The 19,941-nt window shown below is 44.8% G+C and carries 15 protein-coding genes; 12 read left to right on the forward strand and 3 right to left on the reverse strand.

Going from position 1 to position 19,941, the window contains the following annotated elements; translation table 11 throughout:
• Positions 1-47 precede the first annotated feature (47 nt).
• Positions 48-725: a flavin reductase family protein gene (locus K5R16_RS18575; RefSeq protein WP_220739405.1), complete on the forward strand. Its 678-nt coding sequence runs from the start codon at positions 48-50 to the stop codon at positions 723-725.
• Positions 726-1,060: 335 nt separating this feature from the next.
• On the opposite strand, the gene K5R16_RS18580 is transcribed toward K5R16_RS18575, so the two are convergent.
• Positions 1,061-2,257 carry a serine hydrolase domain-containing protein gene (locus K5R16_RS18580; protein WP_220739407.1) on the reverse strand — a complete coding sequence of 399 codons (1,197 nt, stop codon included), beginning with the start codon at positions 2,255-2,257 and terminating at the stop codon, positions 1,061-1,063.
• Positions 2,258-2,379: 122 nt separating this feature from the next.
• On the opposite strand from K5R16_RS18580, the gene K5R16_RS18585 reads away from it, so the two are divergent.
• Positions 2,380-3,255 carry a LysR family transcriptional regulator gene (locus tag K5R16_RS18585; protein ID WP_220739409.1) on the forward strand — a complete coding sequence of 292 codons (876 nt, stop codon included), beginning with the start codon at positions 2,380-2,382 and terminating at the stop codon, positions 3,253-3,255.
• A gap of 297 nt (positions 3,256-3,552) precedes the next feature.
• Entirely contained in the window at positions 3,553-4,638 is a 1,086-nt protein-coding gene (locus K5R16_RS18590; protein WP_220739411.1) for a DUF3083 family protein, read from the forward strand.
• A gap of 196 nt (positions 4,639-4,834) precedes the next feature.
• Here K5R16_RS18590 and K5R16_RS18595 read toward each other — a convergent pair whose 3' ends face one another.
• Entirely contained in the window at positions 4,835-5,770 is a 936-nt protein-coding gene (locus tag K5R16_RS18595) for a LysR family transcriptional regulator (RefSeq protein WP_220739413.1), read from the reverse strand.
• A 177-nt stretch (positions 5,771-5,947) separates the two neighbouring features.
• Here K5R16_RS18595 and K5R16_RS18600 point away from each other — a divergent pair, with 177 nt between their 5' ends.
• From K5R16_RS18600 to K5R16_RS18625, 6 genes are all read left to right on the forward strand, one after another.
• Positions 5,948-7,405 carry an NAD-dependent succinate-semialdehyde dehydrogenase gene (locus K5R16_RS18600; protein ID WP_220739415.1) on the forward strand — a complete coding sequence of 486 codons (1,458 nt, stop codon included), beginning with the start codon at positions 5,948-5,950 and terminating at the stop codon, positions 7,403-7,405.
• Positions 7,406-7,495: 90 nt separating this feature from the next.
• A complete protein-coding gene (gene gabT / locus K5R16_RS18605; protein ID WP_220739417.1) occupies positions 7,496-8,779 on the forward strand; it encodes a 4-aminobutyrate--2-oxoglutarate transaminase in 1,284 nt (427 codons plus the stop codon).
• A 127-nt stretch (positions 8,780-8,906) separates the two neighbouring features.
• Positions 8,907-10,445 (forward strand): glutamate synthase-related protein, encoded by a 1,539-nt coding sequence (locus K5R16_RS18610; RefSeq protein WP_220739419.1) that lies wholly within the window; start codon positions 8,907-8,909, stop codon positions 10,443-10,445.
• Positions 10,446-10,731: 286 nt separating this feature from the next.
• Positions 10,732-11,352, forward strand: coding sequence for a DUF1295 domain-containing protein (locus K5R16_RS18615; RefSeq protein ID WP_220739421.1), 621 nt, complete (start codon positions 10,732-10,734; stop codon positions 11,350-11,352).
• Between the two features lie 12 nt (positions 11,353-11,364).
• Positions 11,365-11,775, forward strand: coding sequence for a DUF2141 domain-containing protein (locus K5R16_RS18620; protein ID WP_220739423.1), 411 nt, complete (start codon positions 11,365-11,367; stop codon positions 11,773-11,775).
• 240 nt (positions 11,776-12,015) lie between these two features.
• Positions 12,016-13,344: an aspartate aminotransferase family protein gene (locus K5R16_RS18625; protein ID WP_220739425.1), complete on the forward strand. Its 1,329-nt coding sequence runs from the start codon at positions 12,016-12,018 to the stop codon at positions 13,342-13,344.
• Positions 13,345-13,464: 120 nt separating this feature from the next.
• On the opposite strand, the gene K5R16_RS18630 is transcribed toward K5R16_RS18625, so the two are convergent.
• On the reverse strand, positions 13,465-14,517 hold the full coding sequence (locus K5R16_RS18630; protein ID WP_220739427.1) for an alkene reductase: 1,053 nt from the start codon (positions 14,515-14,517) through the stop codon (positions 13,465-13,467).
• A gap of 141 nt (positions 14,518-14,658) precedes the next feature.
• Between K5R16_RS18630 and K5R16_RS18635 the strand changes: the two genes are divergently transcribed.
• The 3 genes from K5R16_RS18635 (at position 14,659) to rihA (ending at position 19,598) form a co-directional block, all read left to right on the forward strand.
• Entirely contained in the window at positions 14,659-15,240 is a 582-nt protein-coding gene (locus tag K5R16_RS18635) for a TetR/AcrR family transcriptional regulator (RefSeq protein ID WP_220739429.1), read from the forward strand.
• A 218-nt stretch (positions 15,241-15,458) separates the two neighbouring features.
• On the forward strand, positions 15,459-18,065 hold the full coding sequence (gene glnD / locus K5R16_RS18640) for a [protein-PII] uridylyltransferase (protein ID WP_220739431.1): 2,607 nt from the start codon (positions 15,459-15,461) through the stop codon (positions 18,063-18,065).
• Between the two features lie 576 nt (positions 18,066-18,641).
• Positions 18,642-19,598: a pyrimidine-specific ribonucleoside hydrolase RihA gene (gene rihA / locus K5R16_RS18645; protein WP_220739433.1), complete on the forward strand. Its 957-nt coding sequence runs from the start codon at positions 18,642-18,644 to the stop codon at positions 19,596-19,598.
• Positions 19,599-19,941: the final 343 nt, after the last annotated feature.

The following is a 19,941-nucleotide window of genomic DNA, read 5'->3' on the forward strand; positions in this document are numbered from 1 at the left end:
TCATTGGATGATCATTCAAGCCACTATCATCGAAGGATTAAAGATTGATGAAACATATTAGTTCAAGCGACATTATACAGATGGAGCAGCGCAGCCGGGCAAGGTTGATCAACAGTTTGTCTGGGTTTAAAAGTGCCAACCTAGTGGCGACAAAGGATAACCGTGGGTGCAGTAATCTGGCCATTGTCAGTTCTGTATTTCATCTAGGGGCGAGTCCAGCGCTAATGGGAATGATTATCCGCCCCGATGGTGTACCTAGAGATACGCTAAGCAATATCAAGCAAACGGATAGCTATACCATCAATCATGTGTCGACGTTAATCTATCGCCGAGCTCATCAAACATCTGCCCGCTATGACGCCGATGTGTCAGAGTTTAAAGCTGTGGGGTTAACTGAACAGTATATTGAAGGCATTTTTGCGCCGTTCGTTGAACAAAGTCAGCTCAAATTTTCCTTGCAGCTAAGGCAAGTTACCCCGCTGGCGATCAATGGCACAGTACTTGTTATTGGCGAAGTCGAACATATTATTGTTGATCAGCACAGTATTAAAGCTGATGGTTATTTGGATATTGAGTCTTTAGAGAGCGTGGCAATTTCTGGTCTTGATAGTTACCACCAAACCCAAAGGCTAGATAGGCTTAGTTATGCAAAGCCAGATAAACCTCTATCCTCTTTGTCAGTTGATGGAATGAGTTTATCGAATCAAAATAAATCGCACCGTTAATCGATTTATGGCAGCCACCTAGCTAATACCAATCAGTATAAAGATTTGATCGCTCAGCGAGAGTTTAGCGGCTTTGAAGCAAGGCGATGAATGAAGAGCATAGTTATTCTACGCTCAAGTTCATTAACGCAGTATCAGAGCCGCTAAAACTCGCCTGTAGGAGTGTTTTGGGCTTGCTACTTCTACGTTGAATAAACTCATAAGGGAATAACCATTATGTCATTTATCACTTTGAATTAGCCTGCCTTGAATTAGCTTGCCAAAAACGCTCTGAGTAGATCAACTTCTTATACTGATTGGTATAAGTAGCTGGCTTAGGGCTTTAGTCGAAAGGCCTACTGCGCTTTTGCTCGCATCAGTTTTATCACATCGAAGACAGCTTGGTATTCTTTGTTAAAGTGCTCAAAGGGTGCAGGCAGTTCTGACTGAACCATACTGTTTATGGCGATAATAGTGCCAGATTCTGGGTCAGCCCAAATGAGCTGGCCTGCCCAGCCACTGTGACCAACACCATACTCATTTATGATGGCAGACTTATAGTAATGGCTGTCGATATGGGTCAGCTGCGCTGGAACGGGTTGACCTGCTTTGGCTGCATCTTTGATATCTTTAGTGACTTGGGCTTTATCGCTAATGAGTAAGCGACCGTAGCGTGCAAAGTCGATAGTTGAAGACATCATTGAGGCGCCAACCACTGGTGTGCCTGCAAAGTCGGTACCCATGAACATGGTATTTTCACCACCGACCTCGTGGAACAAGTCACGCACCTGTTTAGCTAAAGGCTCTCCTGTCGCGGCTTCGACTAACCAACCAACAACACTGGTATTAATGGTGGCGTAATTGGCAATTTCACCTTGCCATTCGTTGCTGTCACCCATCGCTGTAATTGATTCTATCCATTCACGTAACTCCATGCGGTCATCATTACGTTGCATACCGATAACGCTTTCATCTTTGTCGAAGTTAGCAAGTGCTTCTTTATCACCGGTGTAAGCAGCAAGCTCTGCCACAGAGTGGTTAACATTCATAGCGGCAACGTCACCGACTGTTCTGCCTCTAAAACCACTACCTATGGTTGGGATATACTTTTCAACTTTGTCAGTTAGCTTAATCTTGCCATCTGCAATCGCCTTATTGAGCAGGATATAGCCAATAGACTTAGTTGATGACTGGTCTGAGAAAGTCGTATTGCGGTCGTGACCATTTCTATATTGTTCAAGTAGCACATCACCATCGCTATTCATGATAACAACAGAGCCGGTGGCTGGATGATTCAATATGCGAGCGAGTGACGGGATCTCATGAAGATCATAATCTCGTTTTTGATGATTAACCTGAAAGAGATCTTGTGCATTAACCGCCAGCATATTGGGGTAAAAATCTTTCATCTGTGCTTGGCCTACGTGGCGTTGCTGCTGCCAAGTATCAATGTTGACAGGTACTTGATTTGACGGCACGTTGTTAGCATGTGCTAACCCCATAGTTGTTGCTAAAGACATAGCTATAACCAGTGTTTTAATTGAGTTTCTCATAACGGTATCCTCGTTGTATCAATAGTGTGATTGCTGAAAACAAGGTTATTATCTATAATTATTTCAATATCTGTTAATAGGTTTCCTATGGTTTTGTCATAGGTAAAAAGAGAGTTAACACCATGATTAAGCCTGATTTACTCAAATGCTTTATTGCCGCCGCTGATACTGGTTCATTTTCTGCCGCGGGTCGATTGATAGGTAAACACCTCGCGACGGTTAGCGGTAATATTGCACGTTTAGAAGATGAGCTCGGGGTGCTCTTATTTGACCGTGATGGTAAGTATCCGCAACTGACAGAGGCTGGCCTAAACCTTTATGATGGCGCTAAGGTCGTGGTTGATAGTGTTGAGCGTTTTACCCGTAATGCCAACCAACTCTCTGCTGGAGTGCCCGCCACTTTTACATTAGCGATTGATGAAAATGTCGATTTTCAGCCGATAGCTCTGCTGCTAAAGCAAGCGCAACAACAATGGCCGCACCTACGTTTCAAGATATTGTGTCATTGCGTCAGTGACATTTTTGATTCGGTAAGGGAGGGCGAGGTTGATTTAGCTTTGACCCCCAGCCTTGAAGGAAACAGCCAGTTTTATGAATTTCAGGCGATTGGTCATTGCGACATAATGATAGCTTGTAGCAAGCTGCATCCGCTGGCGAAAAAGCGCCAAGTGACTAATGATGATTTAATGGCACATACACAAATATTAAGCAGCGCGCTAGATAAGCAAGATACTCTCTATAAAGTGACTAAAATGTCGCCTTCGGTGTGCTGTGTGAATGGTTACCAGAGTATGTTGCAACTGGTACAAGCTGGGGTAGGTTGGGCGATGCTTTCTTCCACACAAAAGCGAGTGCAAGATATTAAAATCTTAACGCCTGAGTTTATGCAAACTCAGATGCAGATCCAATATGATCTCATCTGGCCGAAAAATCAGCCGCTAAATGAGGTGCATCAATTCTTTATCAAAGGTATTAAGCCGATTTTTTCTAAGGCTTAATGCCTCTTTCAAGCGAGCTAATACGCTAAACACCGCGTTATTTGTGCTCCTGGATCATCGCAGGAGCATAACCTCAGCTCCTAGCCTTCCATTAATCATTCAATAAGAAGCTTTGCTGTTTTTATCGGCGATAGCAAATGTAAGCAATTTGTATTGCGAATTTAAGAAATAAATCATATTCGAGGCGTATTGTGTTGCTACTAGGTAAAAGTGTGGTCTACCGCAGCATTCTTAATATCGTTTATCGCTACCATTAGCATCGAATTATGCATGGTTAACTTATTTCAAGGAGTATTTATGTCCCTTAGCCATCAGCAAAAAGTGTACATTCCCAAGGACGTTAGAAGTAATCAGTACATCACGGCAGAAATTAAAGTCACAGATGCTTTGTTAGCTCATTTCCCAGATTACAAAACATGCTATCAAATGCTAAGCCGCAATATCTTCAAACTTGCAGATCAGACTGAGCTACATAATGTCCATGTGATCACCAACGATAAGTTACCTGTAGTCCGTTTTCATACTGAAGCCTATTGTTTCCCTACCGCCGAACAGATTGTCTTTTTCTATAACCCTGAATACCATGAAGCGCAAAGCTTGCATAGCCAAGATGATTACAAGGCGCGCAAGATCCGCATCGTATTCTTAGCGACGGGTGAAGACATTCGTGCAAACTCAGCGAGCTTCCATATCAAGGTTCAAGCTTTCCTTGCCAAGCTGGCACCGCAATTACCAGAGAAAGATCTGACGATTAAAATCCGTGATCACCAACATCTGTCTTATGATCTGTTTGCGGCGGCTAAAGGTAATAAGGCGAGCTACGGTTACAAATTGCGATCTATTAGTAATCGCTACGCGGCAAGAAGTTGTCCAGTGCCTGAAGGTCATGGCTCATTGTGCTATGTCACGGTAAAACTGCCGTTAAGTCGTAAGTTAAAGCAGGCGACATTGGCTGAAGGGGCTGATGACTTCACGCCTTTATATCAAAAGCTGGAAGATGCCTTTGTACAAGCAACGGCCGCCAAGCAACTTAATCGAGTGGCTATGGTGGCTAACGGATTAACTCCGCTGGTACGCAATAGTAAGTATGATCAAGTTGATGGTACTGACGAAGTGCAAATGCTTGGCTTTGACCCTAATATCGAAGAGCAACAGTTTATTAGCCACTGGGATGGCAACCGCTTAGTTGAGATGGTGAGCTTTACCATTGTGGCTGGTGCACAAGATTCAAAAGATGGCGCTCTTGGCCGTTATTTGAATCGCGTTGAAGAAGCCCTTAAGCGTTTAACCTCAGAACTTGAATTAGACAGATCACGCGATGACCTTATCGTGAGATTCCATCAGCATATTAGTTATCATGTGCCTGAGCAGTTGATTAGCTAATCTGTAATTACAAAGTAAGTGGGAGCGCTTTTCCCACTTACTTTGTGCTTGATATTACTGTCATTTTAGCTGTTCATTGCAGCGCGATTTATTATCTTCTACATCTAAATCTAAATCTAAATCTAAATCTAAATCTAAATCTAAATCTACATCTACATCTACATCTACATCTACATCTACATCTACATTGCCATCGCTATTGACTAAATACTTCGTTAAAAATGCTTCTAAGCAATTCAACTTTGCTGGTTTCCCGTGGATTATGCTTACACACCATCGACAGATTAAATTGATAACTGGCGCGGTGTTGATGGATAATTTTTAGCTGCTTAGACGCCAGTTCGTGCTGGATATAGCTAAGGGGCAGATAACCGATATAGCAGCCTGACAGGATTAAGGTTTTACGGGTATCAAACTGATAAGCTTTAGCGGAGAGATTTAAGCGTTTTAATTGCTCCCTGCCATCAATATCAATATCAACACCAGGATGAACCGCTGGAACTTGAGCAAGCATATCGGCGCTTATTTCATCATCTTCTAGGCTGAAAAAGGGGTGTGAATGGCCGCAACAAAGATAGATGGGTTCATTGTAAATGGTCTGATAATCGAGCCCTTCAACTTGCTGATAGCTTGGCAGTAGTCCGATATGTGCTTTCTCTTTTAGTAGACATTTCTCGATATGCTTAAGCGCTTCGTTATCGAGTACTAGGTGCAGTTGTGGTTGAGTGCGATGTACTTTCTCAATCACTTGAGCCAGCTTTAACTGCATGCGAGTATCGAGCTGATCGGCACAAAGTATAATGAGTTCACCGCTTAACTCTTCACCTAAGTTATTAACTAATCTTGAAAAATCGTTGAGTGAATCAAATAGCTCAATGCAAGCATGATAAACCGCTTGGCCATCTTCAGTTAGTGCAAACCCTCCTCGGCCACGGCTACACAGTTTTAGTTTCATACGGCTTTCTAGATTAGACATGTGTACGCTAATGGTAGAGCGAGTAACGCCAAGTTCAGCTTCTGATGCAGAGAAGCCGCCATTTTCAACAACGGTGCGAAAGATCCGCAGTAAACGTAGATCATATTCCGTTACTGCTTTGGGGATGATAGAGCTTTTGCTACCCGTTTTTATCATCTTGTTATTTTCCAATTAGAGATATAGTTTTACGGCGGTAAAACATAAGGTTTATTGTTTTGTATTTAACCCGAGTTACTTTTACGATTCAATAGCAATATGAATTTTTAAAGCCTGTTTTAGTTTTGCCAAAGAAACGGGCGCCATCATTAGATGAAATGACGCGCTGGAGTGATTATGCAACAAGTGAATGATTCAGGATTAGTGAAGCTGAGCTCTTACATTGATGGTCAATGGATTGAAGGGCAAGAGCGCTTCGAGGTGATTAACCCCGCCAATTACCAAGTTGTCGCGCAGGTCGTTAACGCGGGCACTGCTGAAACAGAAGCTGCAATCGTTGCCGCTAAGCGTGCTTTACCTGCTTGGTCAAAGCGCTCCGCTAACGATCGCGCTGCAATTATGCGTCGCTGGTTTGAGTTAATGATGGCCAGCCAAGATGACTTAGGTCGTATTTTAACGCTAGAGCAGGGCAAGCCGCTGGCTGAAGCCAAAGGCGAGATAGCTTATGGTGCAGCCTTTATTGACTGGTTTGCTGAAGAGGGTAAACGAGTATATGGCGATACGATTCCAGCCCCCTCAGGCGACAAACGTATTGTGGTAATCAAGCAACCTGTAGGCGTAGTTGCATCAATCACCCCTTGGAACTTTCCTAACGCCATGATTGCTCGTAAAGCCGCTGCGGCATTAGCTGCTGGCTGTACTTTTGTGGTTCGTCCATCTCCGCTAACACCGCTTTCAGCACTGGCAATGGCTGAGCTTGCAGCGCGAGCAGGTGTCCCTGCAGGAGTGCTAAATGTGGTGGTCGGTGAAGATGCTATAGGCATGGGCAAGGTACTGACCGAGCATCCTGATGTGGCCAAATTTACCTTCACTGGCTCAACGGCAGTGGGCAAAATATTAATGAAACAAACCGCTAGCAGTGTGAAAAAAATATCAATGGAACTTGGCGGTAATGCACCTTTCATCGTCTTTGATGACGCGGATATTGATGCTGCGGTGCAGGGCGCGGTTATCTCAAAGTATCGCAATGCTGGTCAAACTTGTGTTTGTACTAATCGCATTTTAGTGCAGCAGGGGATCGCTCAAGAGTTTACTGATAAGTTTGCCGCTGCAGTTGCCGAATTACAGGTTGGTGATGGTTTTACCGAAGGGGTTAATGTAGGCCCGATGATCAGTGCTCAGGCAGTTGCTGGAGTCAATAAGTTGGTGCAAGACACACTTGCGGCAGGGGCTAGTTTGCTTAGTGGCGGTAAGGTCAGTAGCGCTGGTAGTCACTTTTATGAACCTACCATAGTGACAGGTGTGACTAATGATATGCCACTGGCCAGTAATGAGATTTTTGGACCTGTAGCCCCGATCATCAGTTTCGAAACAGAGGAGCAAGCTCTGGCACTGGCTAATGACACTGAGTATGGCTTAGCTGCGTACTTTTATTCTCGTGATATTGGCCGAGTTTGGCGTGTTGGTGAAGGGTTAGAGTACGGCATGGTCGGCGTCAACGAAGGTATTATCTCAAATGCCGCAGCACCATTTGGTGGGGTGAAACAATCGGGTAATGGCCGTGAAGGCTCCAAGTATGGTCTAGATGATTATATGGAAATTAAGTATCTGTGTATGGGCGGTCTAGATCGTTAATAACATATCGTTAATAACATGGAAGTTAAGTATCTGTTTATGTTCGCGTTAGAAAGTTAATTACCGGTCAGTATCAATAGGAATTTTGTAATGACAAACATCAGCTTGCAAGAGAGAAAGGTTAAGGTGATCGCTCGCGGTCAAGGCAATGTGTATCCGGTATATGTTGATAGAGCCGATAACGCCGAGCTTTGGGATGTTGATGGCAATCGTTATATCGATTTTGGTACGGGGATCGCCGTATGTAATACCGGTCATAGTCACCCAAAAGTGGTGGCTGCAGTTAAAGATCAGCTTGATAAGTTTAGCCACACTTGCGTGATGGTGAACCCTTATGAATCAGCGGTTGAGCTGGCGGAAAAATTGACCGAACTGGCGCCTGGCGATAGTGACAAAAAAGCTATTTTCGTTACTACGGGCGCCGAGGCGGTGGAGAACTGCGTCAAGATCGCACGGGCTCATACTGGGCGTCGTGGGGTGATTGCCTTTAACGGCGGTTTTCATGGCCGAACCAATCTGACAATGGCGTTGACGGGAAAAATTAGCCCTTATAAACACTTATTTGGCCCTTTCCCCGGTGACATCTATCACGCCCCCTTTCCAACTGAGCTACACGATGTATCAGTGAAAGCATCGCTGAAAGCACTCGAGAACCTGTTTAAAGTGGATATAGCACCCATGGATGTTGCAGCCATTATTGTCGAACCCGTGCAGGGAGAAGGCGGTTTTTACGCTGCACCTGCAGAGTTCTTGCAAGCGCTACGAGCACTGTGTGATAGGCACGGTATTGTGCTGATTGCCGATGAGATCCAAACTGGCTTTGGCCGCACAGGCAAGATGTTTAGTTTCGAACATGCCGTAGTAGAGCCTGATCTCATCACTATGGCTAAAGGGATCGCTGGTGGATTTCCTATCGCAGCAGTGGTGGGTAAAAGTGACATCATGGATGCGCCGCTGCCCGGTGGCCTTGGCGGTACTTATGGTGGCTCGCCAGTAGGCTGCGTTGCAGCCCTTGCCGTGCTTGAAGTGATTAAAGAACAGGGGCTAGTAAAACGTGCAGACCAGATAGGCCAAATCTTTAATGAGCAGCTTTCACTGTTGCAATCTCGTTATCCGAAGGTGATTGCAGAAGTTAGAAATCAAGGCGCGATGATCGCTATAGAGCTCGTCAACCAGGGCGACAGCGAACAGCCTAATACAGCGCTGACTCAAGCTATTATCGCCAATGCGGCCAAGTATGGGCTTATTCTGTTGGCTTGTGGTTTTTACGGTAATGTCATCCGCTTCCTGCCCGCGTTAACCATATCTGATGAGTTGATTTATGAAGGTTTAGATAAGTTTAATCAACTATTTGACTCGTTATCTGACGCTTAACCGTTAGCTGAAATCATAAGGCTTGGTAGCATAACGCTAGCAAGCCTTTTTTATGCGCCAAATACATAATTTTGCCTATGCTTATTTTATTGGAACGCAAGTCGAATAAAATCATAAAGGAATAGCAATGGCAAACCCAATTGTGGCAGCAATAGCACCTAAAAAAGTCAGTCTTAACAAGGGAGATGAGTATTACTTTTGTACGTGTGGTCGCTCTAAAAGCCAGCCTTTTTGCGATGGCTCCCATGCTGGAACAGAGTTTACCCCAAAAGCGTTTACCGCTGAGCAAAGCGGGGATGCCTATTTGTGCCAGTGTAAGCATACGGCTAATAGCCCTTATTGTGACGGTACTCACCAGAAGTTTAGTCAAGATCAAATAGGACAAGAGGGACCGGGTGTGCAGGTCCAAGCCGGCGCTATCCCCGTAGCGACAGCTACCAAGGAGGAGCCAACGGTTGAATTTATCCATCAACTGGCGCGAGATGGCCTGTCTAAAATGGGGCATCATGGGCCGATGACATCGATGGGCGTGCCTCGTTATCAACTCCCCCATTGGGATGAGTTACAGATAATGGCTGCACAGATGGCCCGTAAACCATTGATGGAAGATGTTGCGGTTACAACAGAGTTGGTGATCGGTCCCAAAGCCAGAAAGCCGCTCAAATTGAGTATTCCACTGTTCGTATCAGACATGAGTTTTGGTGCTTTGTCTGAAGAGGCAAAAATCGCATTAGCCAAGGGGGCGGAGCTTGCTGGCACTGGAATTTGCTCCGGCGAAGGTGGCATGTTGCCTGAAGAACAAGCGGCAAATTCACGTTATTTTTATGAACTGGCGAGCGCGGAGTTTGGCTATGATGAAGCTAAACTGAGGAATGTGCAGGCATTTCATTTTAAAGGTGGGCAAGGGGCTAAAACGGGCACCGGAGGTCATCTACCTGGCAATAAAAATGTTGGTAAGATCTCTAAGGTGCGAGGTATAGAGGCAGGTACTGACGCTGTATCACCGCCAACTTTTAAAGAGCTAGTATCGGTGGCTGACTTTAAACGTTTTGCTGACCGTGTCCGTGATGTAACCGGCGGGATCCCGATTGGATTTAAACTCAGTGCTAACCATATTGAAGCCGATATTCAGTTCGCACTCGATGCCAGCGCGGATTACATTATTCTAGATGGCCGCGGTGGTGGCACCGGCGCCGCGCCGGAGATGTTTAGAGATCATATAAGTGTACCGACGATCCCTGCCTTGGCACGAGCGCGAAAGTACCTCGACCAACAAGGAGCGAGTGACAGAGTCACCTTGATTATTACAGGCGGGCTGCGAGTCCCCATCGACTTTGTTAAAGCGCTTGCGCTTGGCGCTGACGGCGTTGCGGTGTCAAACAGTGCTATGCAATCAATTGGCTGCGTCGCTGCGCGTATGTGCAATACCAATAATTGCCCTGCTGGCATTGCCACTCAGAGACAAGATCTGCGCCAGCGGTTAAATGTTGAAAAGTCAGCAACTCAGTTGCAGAACTTTTTCCACGCCTCCACTGAGCTAATGTCGGTGATGGCCAGAGCTTGTGGTCACGACTCATTGGCAAAATTTAATCGTGATGATCTCGCCACCTGGCACAAGACGATGGCTGAACTATCTGGGGTTAAATACTCGGGAGTTGGCTCTTAGGGGGACGTTATCAACATAAAGTGAGTATAAATGGAGCGACCTAATTCATTATTTATTGGGGCGCTCTTAATCCAAAGCTTCAAAGGTTCTGCTGTACAAATTAAACCGATAACTTAAATCTGCTCTGTTGATGTATTTACAATACGAATACTTACTGATTAAAGATATTTGGTTGCTGCGTAGATAATAGCGACAGATACACACTAAGTCGCTAGTTCTCGTTCGAGTCATCTATTTCTGCTCGTAACCGGTTTAGCCCCTATTTAATTCAGTCAGGACAGAAATAATGACAACCCAAGTTAGGCATTTTATCAATGCCCACAAGATCATGACGCCTTTTGTCATATTGGCGATGATGCTTCATTTTGATTTTTATGGCGTAACCGCTTGGTTGTACCTTTCACTGCATGGCGCTTATTGTGGCTTGTGGATGATTAAAGAGTACTGCTTTAGAGATAAGCGTTTCGAGAAGCCCATTCACCCTGTTGCTGGCTGTATATTCGTGTTCGGCATGTTAGGTATGTATTGGTTTGCACCCTATTTGATTATTAGTAATGCACAGTCTGCTCCCGTTTCTTTGATGGTTGTTGCTATTGCGCTGGTTGTGGTTGGTGTGTTCTTTCATTTTGTTAGTGACGCACATAAACATGCGGTACTGCAGATTAAGAAAGGGCTAATTACTAATGGTTTGTTTAAGCGTAGCCGTAACCCTAATTATTTGGGTGAAATGCTAATTTATCTTGGATTTGCACTGCTCGCTCAACATTGGCTGCCATTCGTTGCGCTTGCCTATTGGTGGACCTTCTTTGTTAGAAATATGATTAATAAAGACAAGTCTATGGCGCGTCATGCTGGTTTTGCTCAATGGAAGCAGCAAACTGGTTTATTCATTCCCAAATTGGGCTAATTGGAGTTCGACATGTTTAAAAAATTATCTTTCGCTGTGGCTCTTTCTTTAATGAGTCAGATGGTTGCAGCCCATAGCTTAACAATTCAACTTGAGAATGTTGTCCCCGATACTGGTGATATACGTGTTGCTATCTTTGATGATGAAAAACAGTTTCCTAATGGCGAGTTTGCTTATAGCGCAACCGTTGCAGCTGATACTTCATTGATGACGATTACGGTTGATGGGTTACCTACGGGGGATTTTGCTATATCTCTGTTTCAAGATTTAAATCAAAATACTGAGCTAGACACTGGTTTTTTTGGGATCCCTAAAGAGCCATATGGTTTTAGCGGAGATTGGAAGAAAGGCAAAGCCACCTTTGAAGAAGCTGTTATTACTATAAATGGAGATACAGAGATTAGTATTAATATGTATGACTAACTATAATAATATTAATCACTTATTTCATATTTTATTAATAAGCGATACAAGGGGATGTTGAGCTTTTCACTTAGCTAGCTAAGCATCATCGCTCAAGCCTTGCCCTAAAAGCATGGCGTTCGAACAAAAACTAAGCTCGAAAGATCAACAGCCCCTAGCTAATGTGGATGCCTAATCTAGTCAAGTGTTAATGTGATCTGTATCATACGCGCCAGATGATTTCATATTAAGACTGACAAGATGAGCAAAATTAATAAACCTGCAACCAGTGCACTGCTAAAGCAAGCCCATAACAACATGCCTTTAGGGGTTGCTGATAGCTACCGCTACTGGGGCGAAGACAACACTGTATTTGTGAAAAGTAGCTTGGGCTGCACCATTACAGACGCTGATGATCAGCAGTTTATTGATTTTCGTCTCGCTTATGGTCCAATCATTTTGGGTTACCGTGATAGCCGTGTCGATCAAGAGGTTGTTGCGGCGATAACTGAACGTGGCACTATTTCTGGTTTCTCAACCGATTTAGACTCACAAGTGGTCGAGTTGATTAAGCTGATGTGCCCAAATATAGACAAGATGCGTTTTGCAAACTCGGGCACCGAAGCTGTTATTGGCGCCGTGCGCACCGCACGTGGTTTTACTGGTCGTAACAAAATTGTTGTTGTAGAAGGTGGCTTTCATGGCCTATACGACGAGATGATGTGGAAATCAGATGTAGATAACTGGGATAACACCACCGAAGCTGCACCTAAGATTGCCTCTTTTGGTGGCGGAATTCCAGAGGCGAGCCGTGAGCATTTAGAGACGGTACCGCTAAATGATTTTGCTGCTATTGATGAAGTGTTTGCCCGCGTGGGTGAAGACATTGCAGCTATCGTCATAGAGCCGATTTTGGGTAACTGTGGCAGTATCGCTTCAAGCCAAGAGTACATGCAGAAGTTACGTGACATCTGTGATGCTAACGGCAGCTTGTTGATTATGGATGAAGTTAAGACAGGTTTTCGCGTCGCAAAAGGTGGTGCTCAAGAGCTTTATGGTATCCATGCAGATTTAACTACCTATGCTAAAGCAATGGGCAATGGTTACCCAGTTGCCGCTTTTGGCGGTCGAGCCGATGTGATGGACGTGATTAGCTTTAACAAAAAGGGGGTCACTCATGGCGGTACTTATACTGCTAACATGATTGCTCTTAGTGCAGCCAAAGCCACTCTGACTATTTTGAATGAAAGCGATGCCTATGCCAGCATCAATAAAGCGGGGGCAGATATTCAGCAAGTATTGTCACGCGTATTTAGTAAGCACGGCATCGAGCATAAGTTTGCAGGCCCTGATGCGATGTTTGGTATCCATTTTGGCAGCCAAGTGCCGCAAAACTACCGTGATTGGAAGCAAACGGATAGCGAGCTATATACTGAGTTTGCGATGAAGCTGATTGAGAGCGGTATTATGCTAGAGCCAGATTCACGTGAGCCTTGGTTTATTTGTGAAGCCCATAAAGATATCGACTTGGCCAAGCTAGAGCTGATTGCTGATGCCGCCATGGCAAAGGCGATTGCCGAGCGCAGTTAAGTTTTGCACTGTTAACTTGCAGTTGGTATAAGAGATAAAAAAAGAGGTTAACCATAGGGTTAACCTCTTCTGTCTCAAAAGTACCTAAAGACACAGGTTGATGATTTTTACGTAAAACTTTTATACCAAGCTGGTTAGCATCTCATCTGAATATGACACTAGTTCGTTGCCTTGCCTTACTCTGGCTACATAATCTGGGTTAGCGATAAATGGTCTACCAATAGCAAGCAGGTCAAATTGGTTGTTACTAATTGCCGCGCTGCCCGTTTCGGCGCTATAACTGCCAACTCCCACCAAGGTTTTACTGTAAACACCACGCACGTAACTTGATGCGCTGCCGCCTAGATAGTCAAACTGCATCGCGTCGTCGAAAATACCGATATGTAAGAAAGCTAAATCACGCTGCTCTAGCTCTGTTAAGAAATAGTCAAATACGGCGCGATCTCTATCGTCGCTAGCCATATTAAAGTAGGCCCCCGGTGATACTCGAAGAGCGGTTCTGTCACTGCCAATACGGGCGCAGATTGCATCGACCACAGCCAATGGGAAGCGCGCCATATTTTCTGGGCTTTGACCATATTCATCGCTGCGACGATTACTGTCGTGATGTAAAAACTGATCGATGAGGTAACCATTTGCACCATGGATCTCAACGCCGTCAAAACCAGCATCAATAGCATTAGCTGCCGCTTGGGCGTAATCGGCAATGAGCTTAGTCATGTCGTCATGACTAACCGCTTTTGGCACTTGGTAGCTTAGCTCGCGCATTCTCGACAGGTTACCTTCAAGACCTACTGCCGATGGAGCCAATACGTCAGTGGTGCCTGACTTTTCGAAAAAGTATGGGTGAGCGACTCGACCTGTATGCCACAGCTGGGCAAATATTTTGCCGCCTGCTTGATGCACGGCATCGGTAACTGTGCGCCAGCCATCTATTTGTGCCGGGGTAAATAAGCCGGGAGTATTGGGGTAGCCCTGTCCGTCGGGGCGAATAATCACCGCTTCAGAGATAATAAGCCCAGCTTCTGCACGGCGGGCGTAGTAATCAGCCATGGCCTGAGTCGGTACTAATTCATCATCTGCCATACAACGAGTTAACGGCGCCATAAGAATGCGATTGTTTAAGGTAATGGTGTCGTTGAGTGCAAATGGTTGAAATAGATTGTCAGTCATGGTGATCTCCGTTTCTTGAATGAACATTCAAGATATTCTTATTTGAATAATCATTCAAGTATTATTTTGAACAAACATTCAAAATTAAGTACACTCAGATTATCGCGTTTAGTTAAGTTAACCTTTGGAGGCTCAGGCCGCATGCGCAATGCCGAATTTGATAGAGAAAAAGTATTGAGATCTGCCATGACCGCTTTTATGGACAAAGGTTATGGCAAGACCAGTATGCAAGATTTGACCAAAGCCACAGGTCTACACCCAGGCTCTATCTACTGCGCATTTGATAATAAACGTGGCCTGCTGATCGCAGCATTAGAGCAATACAAAACCGATAGAAGCGCCGAATTCCAGCAGTTCTTTGCAAGCAATCAAGCCGTACTTGTCGAGCTAAAAGCCTATTTGGATAACATCGTACAGGAGTGCATCAGCTGCGAAGCTGCGAGAGCCTGTTTACTGACGAAAGCGCTTAATGAGATGGCGCAACAAGATGAAGATGTGCAAATAATCATTACTGAGAATTTAGCTAATTGGCAGCAAGGTATCGCTGATGTGATTGCTAAGGCGCAAGCTAACGGTGAGCTTAGTACCGAGCGTGATAGTCAGCATCTAGCACGTTATTTGGTGATGGGTATTTATGGCTTAAGAACCTTTGCCCATACACACCCAGAGGCAGAGACGCTGCAACAGCTTGCGGAGCAACTCTTCGCTGACATTACAGCTTAACCTTCAATAAACCCGGCTTACTTTTGTAGCCTGCTGCGCTTGTAAAAGATCTTTAGCATGGCGCTAATTGGTGTTTAAGCAGCCGCTAGCCATTTGTTGATGGTTTGTAATTTAAGTTGGGATCATCTACCCTGTTTGTTCATTTTAAGGGCATTGCATAATGGTTTAATGAGTATAACGTGAGCGATTATACTCAGTGCAGTAGCTACAGGAGAAACATGTCAGACTCTGATATATCACCTCAATTCAATGCAAAAATGGCGATTACTGATTATAAGAAAGTAATCCAAGATGCCGACAACTACTTCAATAAAAACTTTACTCACGTTGCTATCGACGAAATTGTAAAGCTGCGCGCTGATTTTTTTGACTCCCTTTTGCAACACCTCTGGGCTTGCGCCGATCTCCATAATGAAAATATCTCCCTAAATGCTGTTGGTGGTTATGGCCGTCAAACACTACATCTGCATTCCGATATCGATATTTGCGTATTGTTTGATGAAAAGCTTACAGCAGAGCAAGAGGAACATATTGGCCAGTTTTTCACGCAGTTGTGGGACATAGGTTTAGAGCTCGGCCACAGTGTTTTAGCATTGAGTGAGACAGATAAGGCTTGTAAGGACGATATTACCGTTGCCACCTCATTGTTTGAAATCCGCCACCTAAGTGGCCCCGACTCCCATGCCAAGCAGGTTTTAGGACGATTATATGGTGATGATCTTTGGAGCAGTGAAGCCTTTTTTAAAGCTAAGTTCAGTGAGCAAGATGAACGTCATCAAAAGGCCCAAGGCAGCGCCTTTAGCTTAGAGCCTAACCTTAAAAATAGCCCCGGTGGTATGCGTGATATTCAGACCCTTATTTGGGTTACCCGCAAATACTTTGCCGCGCAAGATATGGCGGCCCTTAGACGATTTGGCTTCTTTACTGCTGACGAGCACGCTGAACTTTTAGAGTCGCAGCACTTTATTTGGCGAGTTCGTTGGGCACTGCATGCAGCGGCGCAGCGCTCTGAAAACCGTCTGCTCATAGCGCTTCAAAGTGATGTGGCAAGCTTGATGGGCTTTGGTGATAATAGTCACCTTGCCATTGAAAAGATGATGCGCCAGCTTTACCGAGCAATGAGGCGTATTAGTGAGCTTAATCAAATGCTGCTGCAGTATTTTAAAGATGAAATACTGGTACAGATCGATAAAAAATCCACCCCGATAAACCAACATTTTGAGATTAATGGCCGCATGATAAACGCGCGTCATGAAGATGTATTTGTTGACCGTAAGCAGCTTATCGCGCTGTTTATTCATATTGCTGAGAATGCCAATGATATTGATGGTATTTCGCCGCAAACTATTCGACTGATCCGTCAGGTCCGTCGTCGCTTGTTGGGCGACTTGCAAGATTTTCATCGTTGCCGCAAAGAGTTCCTCGCGCTGTTTAGGCATCCACAAGGGATGGGACTTGCGCTGTCATTGATGCATAAACACGGCATTTTGGCCTCCTACTTGCCGCAGTGGCGTGAGATCTGTGGTCAGATGCAGTTTGACCTTTATCATGTCTACCCGGTCGATGAGCATACCCATAAACTGCTGAAAAACTTATATGCGTTAAGTGGTAAACCAGAGAACCCATCGCTTGTACAGCCGGCGGCAGTATACAAGTCGATAGAGAATAAAGAGGTGCTGCTGTTAGCGGCATTATTCCACGACTTAGCTAAAGGGCGCGGCGGCGATCACAGTGAATTAGGCGCGGTCGATGCGCTGCAGTTTGCTAAGTTTCATGAACTAAAACCTTCGCAAGCTAAGGTGATAGCTTGGTTAGTTGAAAACCATCTATTGCTGTCGCTCTCTTCGCAGCGACTCGATATTTATGACCCGTCAGAAGTGAAAAACCTCGCTAAAGCGATAGGTACTAAAGCTAGACTCGATGCACTGTATTGTTTAACGGTTGCCGATATTAAGGCAACTAATGACGATTTGTGGACTAACTGGAAAGCCACCTTGCTTAGAGATCTCTATCTGTCGATAAGTTATGCCCTGCGAAACGGTTTAGAGAATGTGCTAGAGCAGCGAACCATCGTTCGTGAGCATAAAAACGAAGCGTTAGAATTGATGGGAGTCAGCGAAACGCCGGAGGCGATTAAGCAGCTTTGGAAGCGACTCCCGTTGTCGTTTTTCAGTAATGCCCAGCCTAGTGAAATCGCGCGTTACTCGCAGGCGATGACAAAATATCCAGCCGATAGAGCACTTATCCTGCTTGATGAGAACACCACGAAAGGCAGTAGTGATCTGTTTGTGTATATGAAGGATAAGCCTGGGTTGTTTGTGACGTTATTTAATACCTTAGCCTCGCTACAGATCTCAGTGCAGCAAGCTCATATCTCCAAAACAAAAGATGGTTATGTGGTGGAGTCATTAAAGATCCTCGACTACGACCATCACCCGATCCGAACCGCAGGACGGCGTGAACGTATTAAGCAGAAATTGAAGCAGGTACTGTTTGAAAACAGAAAGCTGTCGAAGAAGCGCCAGAACAGTAATCTGGGCTCTTTTGCCAGTGAACCTAAAGTGGAGTTTTTGCATTCTCGTAAAAAAGACAGAACGCTGATCAGTGTGACTGCGCTAGATAACCCCCAGTTTATGAGTCATTTCTGCAGCGGGTTTAGACGCTTTGAACTTAATATCCATTCAGCAAAAATCACCACAGTGGGTGAGCAAGTGGATAATGTGTTCTTAGTTTCTGACAAAGATGGACAATCTTTAGATGAAGAAAACAAGCAGGCGCTAAAATCCTTCTTTGTTGATTTTATTAAAGAACAGATCCCCGCTTAATCCTCAGTAAATTAACTAAGCTTTTAGCGTGGTATTACGCCAGCTAAAAGCTTAGTTATTCTTTATTATTGAATCACCAAATAGCAGTAACTTCTCTGTTTCTTGTGATTGATATGCTTGATTTGAAACGAACCGTTTGGGTCGCTATTCAATTAATACCAATTGCATTAAAAGTTTGACCATTCAGCGGGAATTCAAAACGCTGTAGGCAAGTAGTGGAATTTGAGCTAATAGTTATTCTCGGCTCTGGCATCCTGCTTCGCTCTACCTCCTAAATCCATTTAGTCGTATATCCAAATACCCATAGCGAAGCATACAGCGTTTTGCCAATTTTTTACCTCGGCCGCACTACGTGAGCCCCTCAGTCTTTCCACTTCTGCTTTGCATTGGCTTAAAAGGGAATAACCATTTCTTTACCAATGCGCTTTGAATTGAAAAGGCTGAGGGGCTCTGAACGGGTCAAATACTTAATGCAATTGGTATAAAACCCCTTAATAGCTCACAGTTTTTATACTCGCTAGACTCTAGGATGTTGAGCACTAGTCCTAGTAATAGTAACCGTGATGGAGTTTACCCATGTCTAATGCCGTTCATTCCCCAAGACCGATCATTCTTGATTGCGACCCAGGTCATGATGATGCAATTTCTCTTATTCTTGCTCTGAGCTGTAAGCAGTTGAACCCGCTAGCGGTGACCACCAGTGCAGGTAACCAAACTCCCGATAAAACCTTAAACAATGCGCTGCGAGTGCTGACTATGTTAGGCCGCAAAGACATTCCAGTTGCTGGTGGTGCCATTAAGCCGTTAGCTCGTGAACTGATTATTGCTGATAACGTGCATGGTGAGAGCGGGCTAGATGGTCCTGAGCTACCCGATCCTAACTTTGAGCCATTAGCATGTTCAGGTATCGAGTTAATAGCACAGCAAGTGCGCGCAAGTACTGAGCCTGTGACGTTGGTGCCATCGGGGCCGCTTACCAATATCGCACTGTTTTTATCGACCTACCCAGAGCTGCATAGCAAAGTTGAACGCATTGTGTTGATGGGCGGCGCTGCTGGTGCTGGAAACTGGACACCCGCTGCTGAATTCAACATCTTTGTCGATCCAGAGGCTGCTGATATGGTGTTTAAAGCGGGGATCCCAATCACCATGTGTGGTTTGGATGTGACTCATCAAGCGCAAATTATGGATGAGGATATTGAGCGTATAAGAAAGATTCCTAACCATGTAGCCAAGTGCGTTGCTGAGCTGTTGGACTTTTTCATGATCTATCATCGCGATCCGAAATGGGGCTTTGAAGGGGCGCCTTTGCATGATCCTTGTACCATCGCTTTCTTACTTAAACCTGAGCTGTTTAGCACTTACGATTGCTGGGTTGGTGTGGAAACCAAAGGCGAACATACCCAAGGGATGACAGTTGTTGATCGCTATCAGTTGACGCAACATCCACACAATACTCAGGTACTTTGCGATTTAGATAGAGAGGGTTTTGTTGATCTGATTGTTGAGTGTTTAAACGCTTACACTGACTAGGATTGGTATAATACCAATTGCATTAAAAGTTTGACCATTCAGCGGGAATTCAAAGCGCTGTAGGCAAGTAGTGGGATTTGAGCTAATAGTTATTCTATATCCAAATCTCATAGCGAAGCATAAAGTGTTTTGAAACCCGCACTACGTGAGCCCCTCAGTCTTTCCACTTCTGCTTTGCATTGGCTTAAAAGGGAATAACCATTTCTTTACCAATGCGCTTTGAATTGAAAAGACTGAGGGGCTCTGAACTGGTCAAATACTTAATGCAATTGGTATAAAAGCAGTAGGAGCGAGCTCCTACTGCTATGCGACTTGCCATGACTGTAACGTAACCATGGCCACG

It is taken from the genome of Shewanella sp. c952, from assembly GCF_019654975.1.
Lineage (GTDB): Bacteria > Pseudomonadota > Gammaproteobacteria > Enterobacterales > Shewanellaceae > Shewanella.

Excerpts from the sequence above, each read along its gene's own strand:
- K5R16_RS18625 (WP_220739425.1), top strand. The coding sequence starts at position 12,016 with ATGAGCAAAATTAATAAACCTGCAACCAGTGCACTGCTAAAGCAAGCC.
- K5R16_RS18590 (WP_220739411.1), top strand. The coding sequence starts at position 3,553 with ATGTCCCTTAGCCATCAGCAAAAAGTGTACATTCCCAAGGACGTTAGA.
- K5R16_RS18615 (WP_220739421.1), top strand. The coding sequence starts at position 10,732 with ATGACAACCCAAGTTAGGCATTTTATCAATGCCCACAAGATCATGACG.
- K5R16_RS18635 (WP_220739429.1), top strand. The coding sequence starts at position 14,659 with ATGCGCAATGCCGAATTTGATAGAGAAAAAGTATTGAGATCTGCCATG.
- K5R16_RS18575 (WP_220739405.1), top strand. The coding sequence starts at position 48 with ATGAAACATATTAGTTCAAGCGACATTATACAGATGGAGCAGCGCAGC.
- glnD (WP_220739431.1), top strand. The coding sequence starts at position 15,459 with ATGTCAGACTCTGATATATCACCTCAATTCAATGCAAAAATGGCGATT.
- rihA (WP_220739433.1), top strand. The coding sequence starts at position 18,642 with ATGTCTAATGCCGTTCATTCCCCAAGACCGATCATTCTTGATTGCGAC.
- K5R16_RS18580 (WP_220739407.1), bottom strand. The coding sequence starts at position 2,257 with ATGAGAAACTCAATTAAAACACTGGTTATAGCTATGTCTTTAGCAACA.
- K5R16_RS18585 (WP_220739409.1), top strand. The coding sequence starts at position 2,380 with ATGATTAAGCCTGATTTACTCAAATGCTTTATTGCCGCCGCTGATACT.
- K5R16_RS18620 (WP_220739423.1), top strand. The coding sequence starts at position 11,365 with ATGTTTAAAAAATTATCTTTCGCTGTGGCTCTTTCTTTAATGAGTCAG.
- K5R16_RS18595 (WP_220739413.1), bottom strand. The coding sequence starts at position 5,770 with ATGATAAAAACGGGTAGCAAAAGCTCTATCATCCCCAAAGCAGTAACG.
- gabT (WP_220739417.1), top strand. The coding sequence starts at position 7,496 with ATGACAAACATCAGCTTGCAAGAGAGAAAGGTTAAGGTGATCGCTCGC.
- K5R16_RS18610 (WP_220739419.1), top strand. The coding sequence starts at position 8,907 with ATGGCAAACCCAATTGTGGCAGCAATAGCACCTAAAAAAGTCAGTCTT.
- K5R16_RS18600 (WP_220739415.1), top strand. The coding sequence starts at position 5,948 with ATGCAACAAGTGAATGATTCAGGATTAGTGAAGCTGAGCTCTTACATT.
- K5R16_RS18630 (WP_220739427.1), bottom strand. The coding sequence starts at position 14,517 with ATGACTGACAATCTATTTCAACCATTTGCACTCAACGACACCATTACC.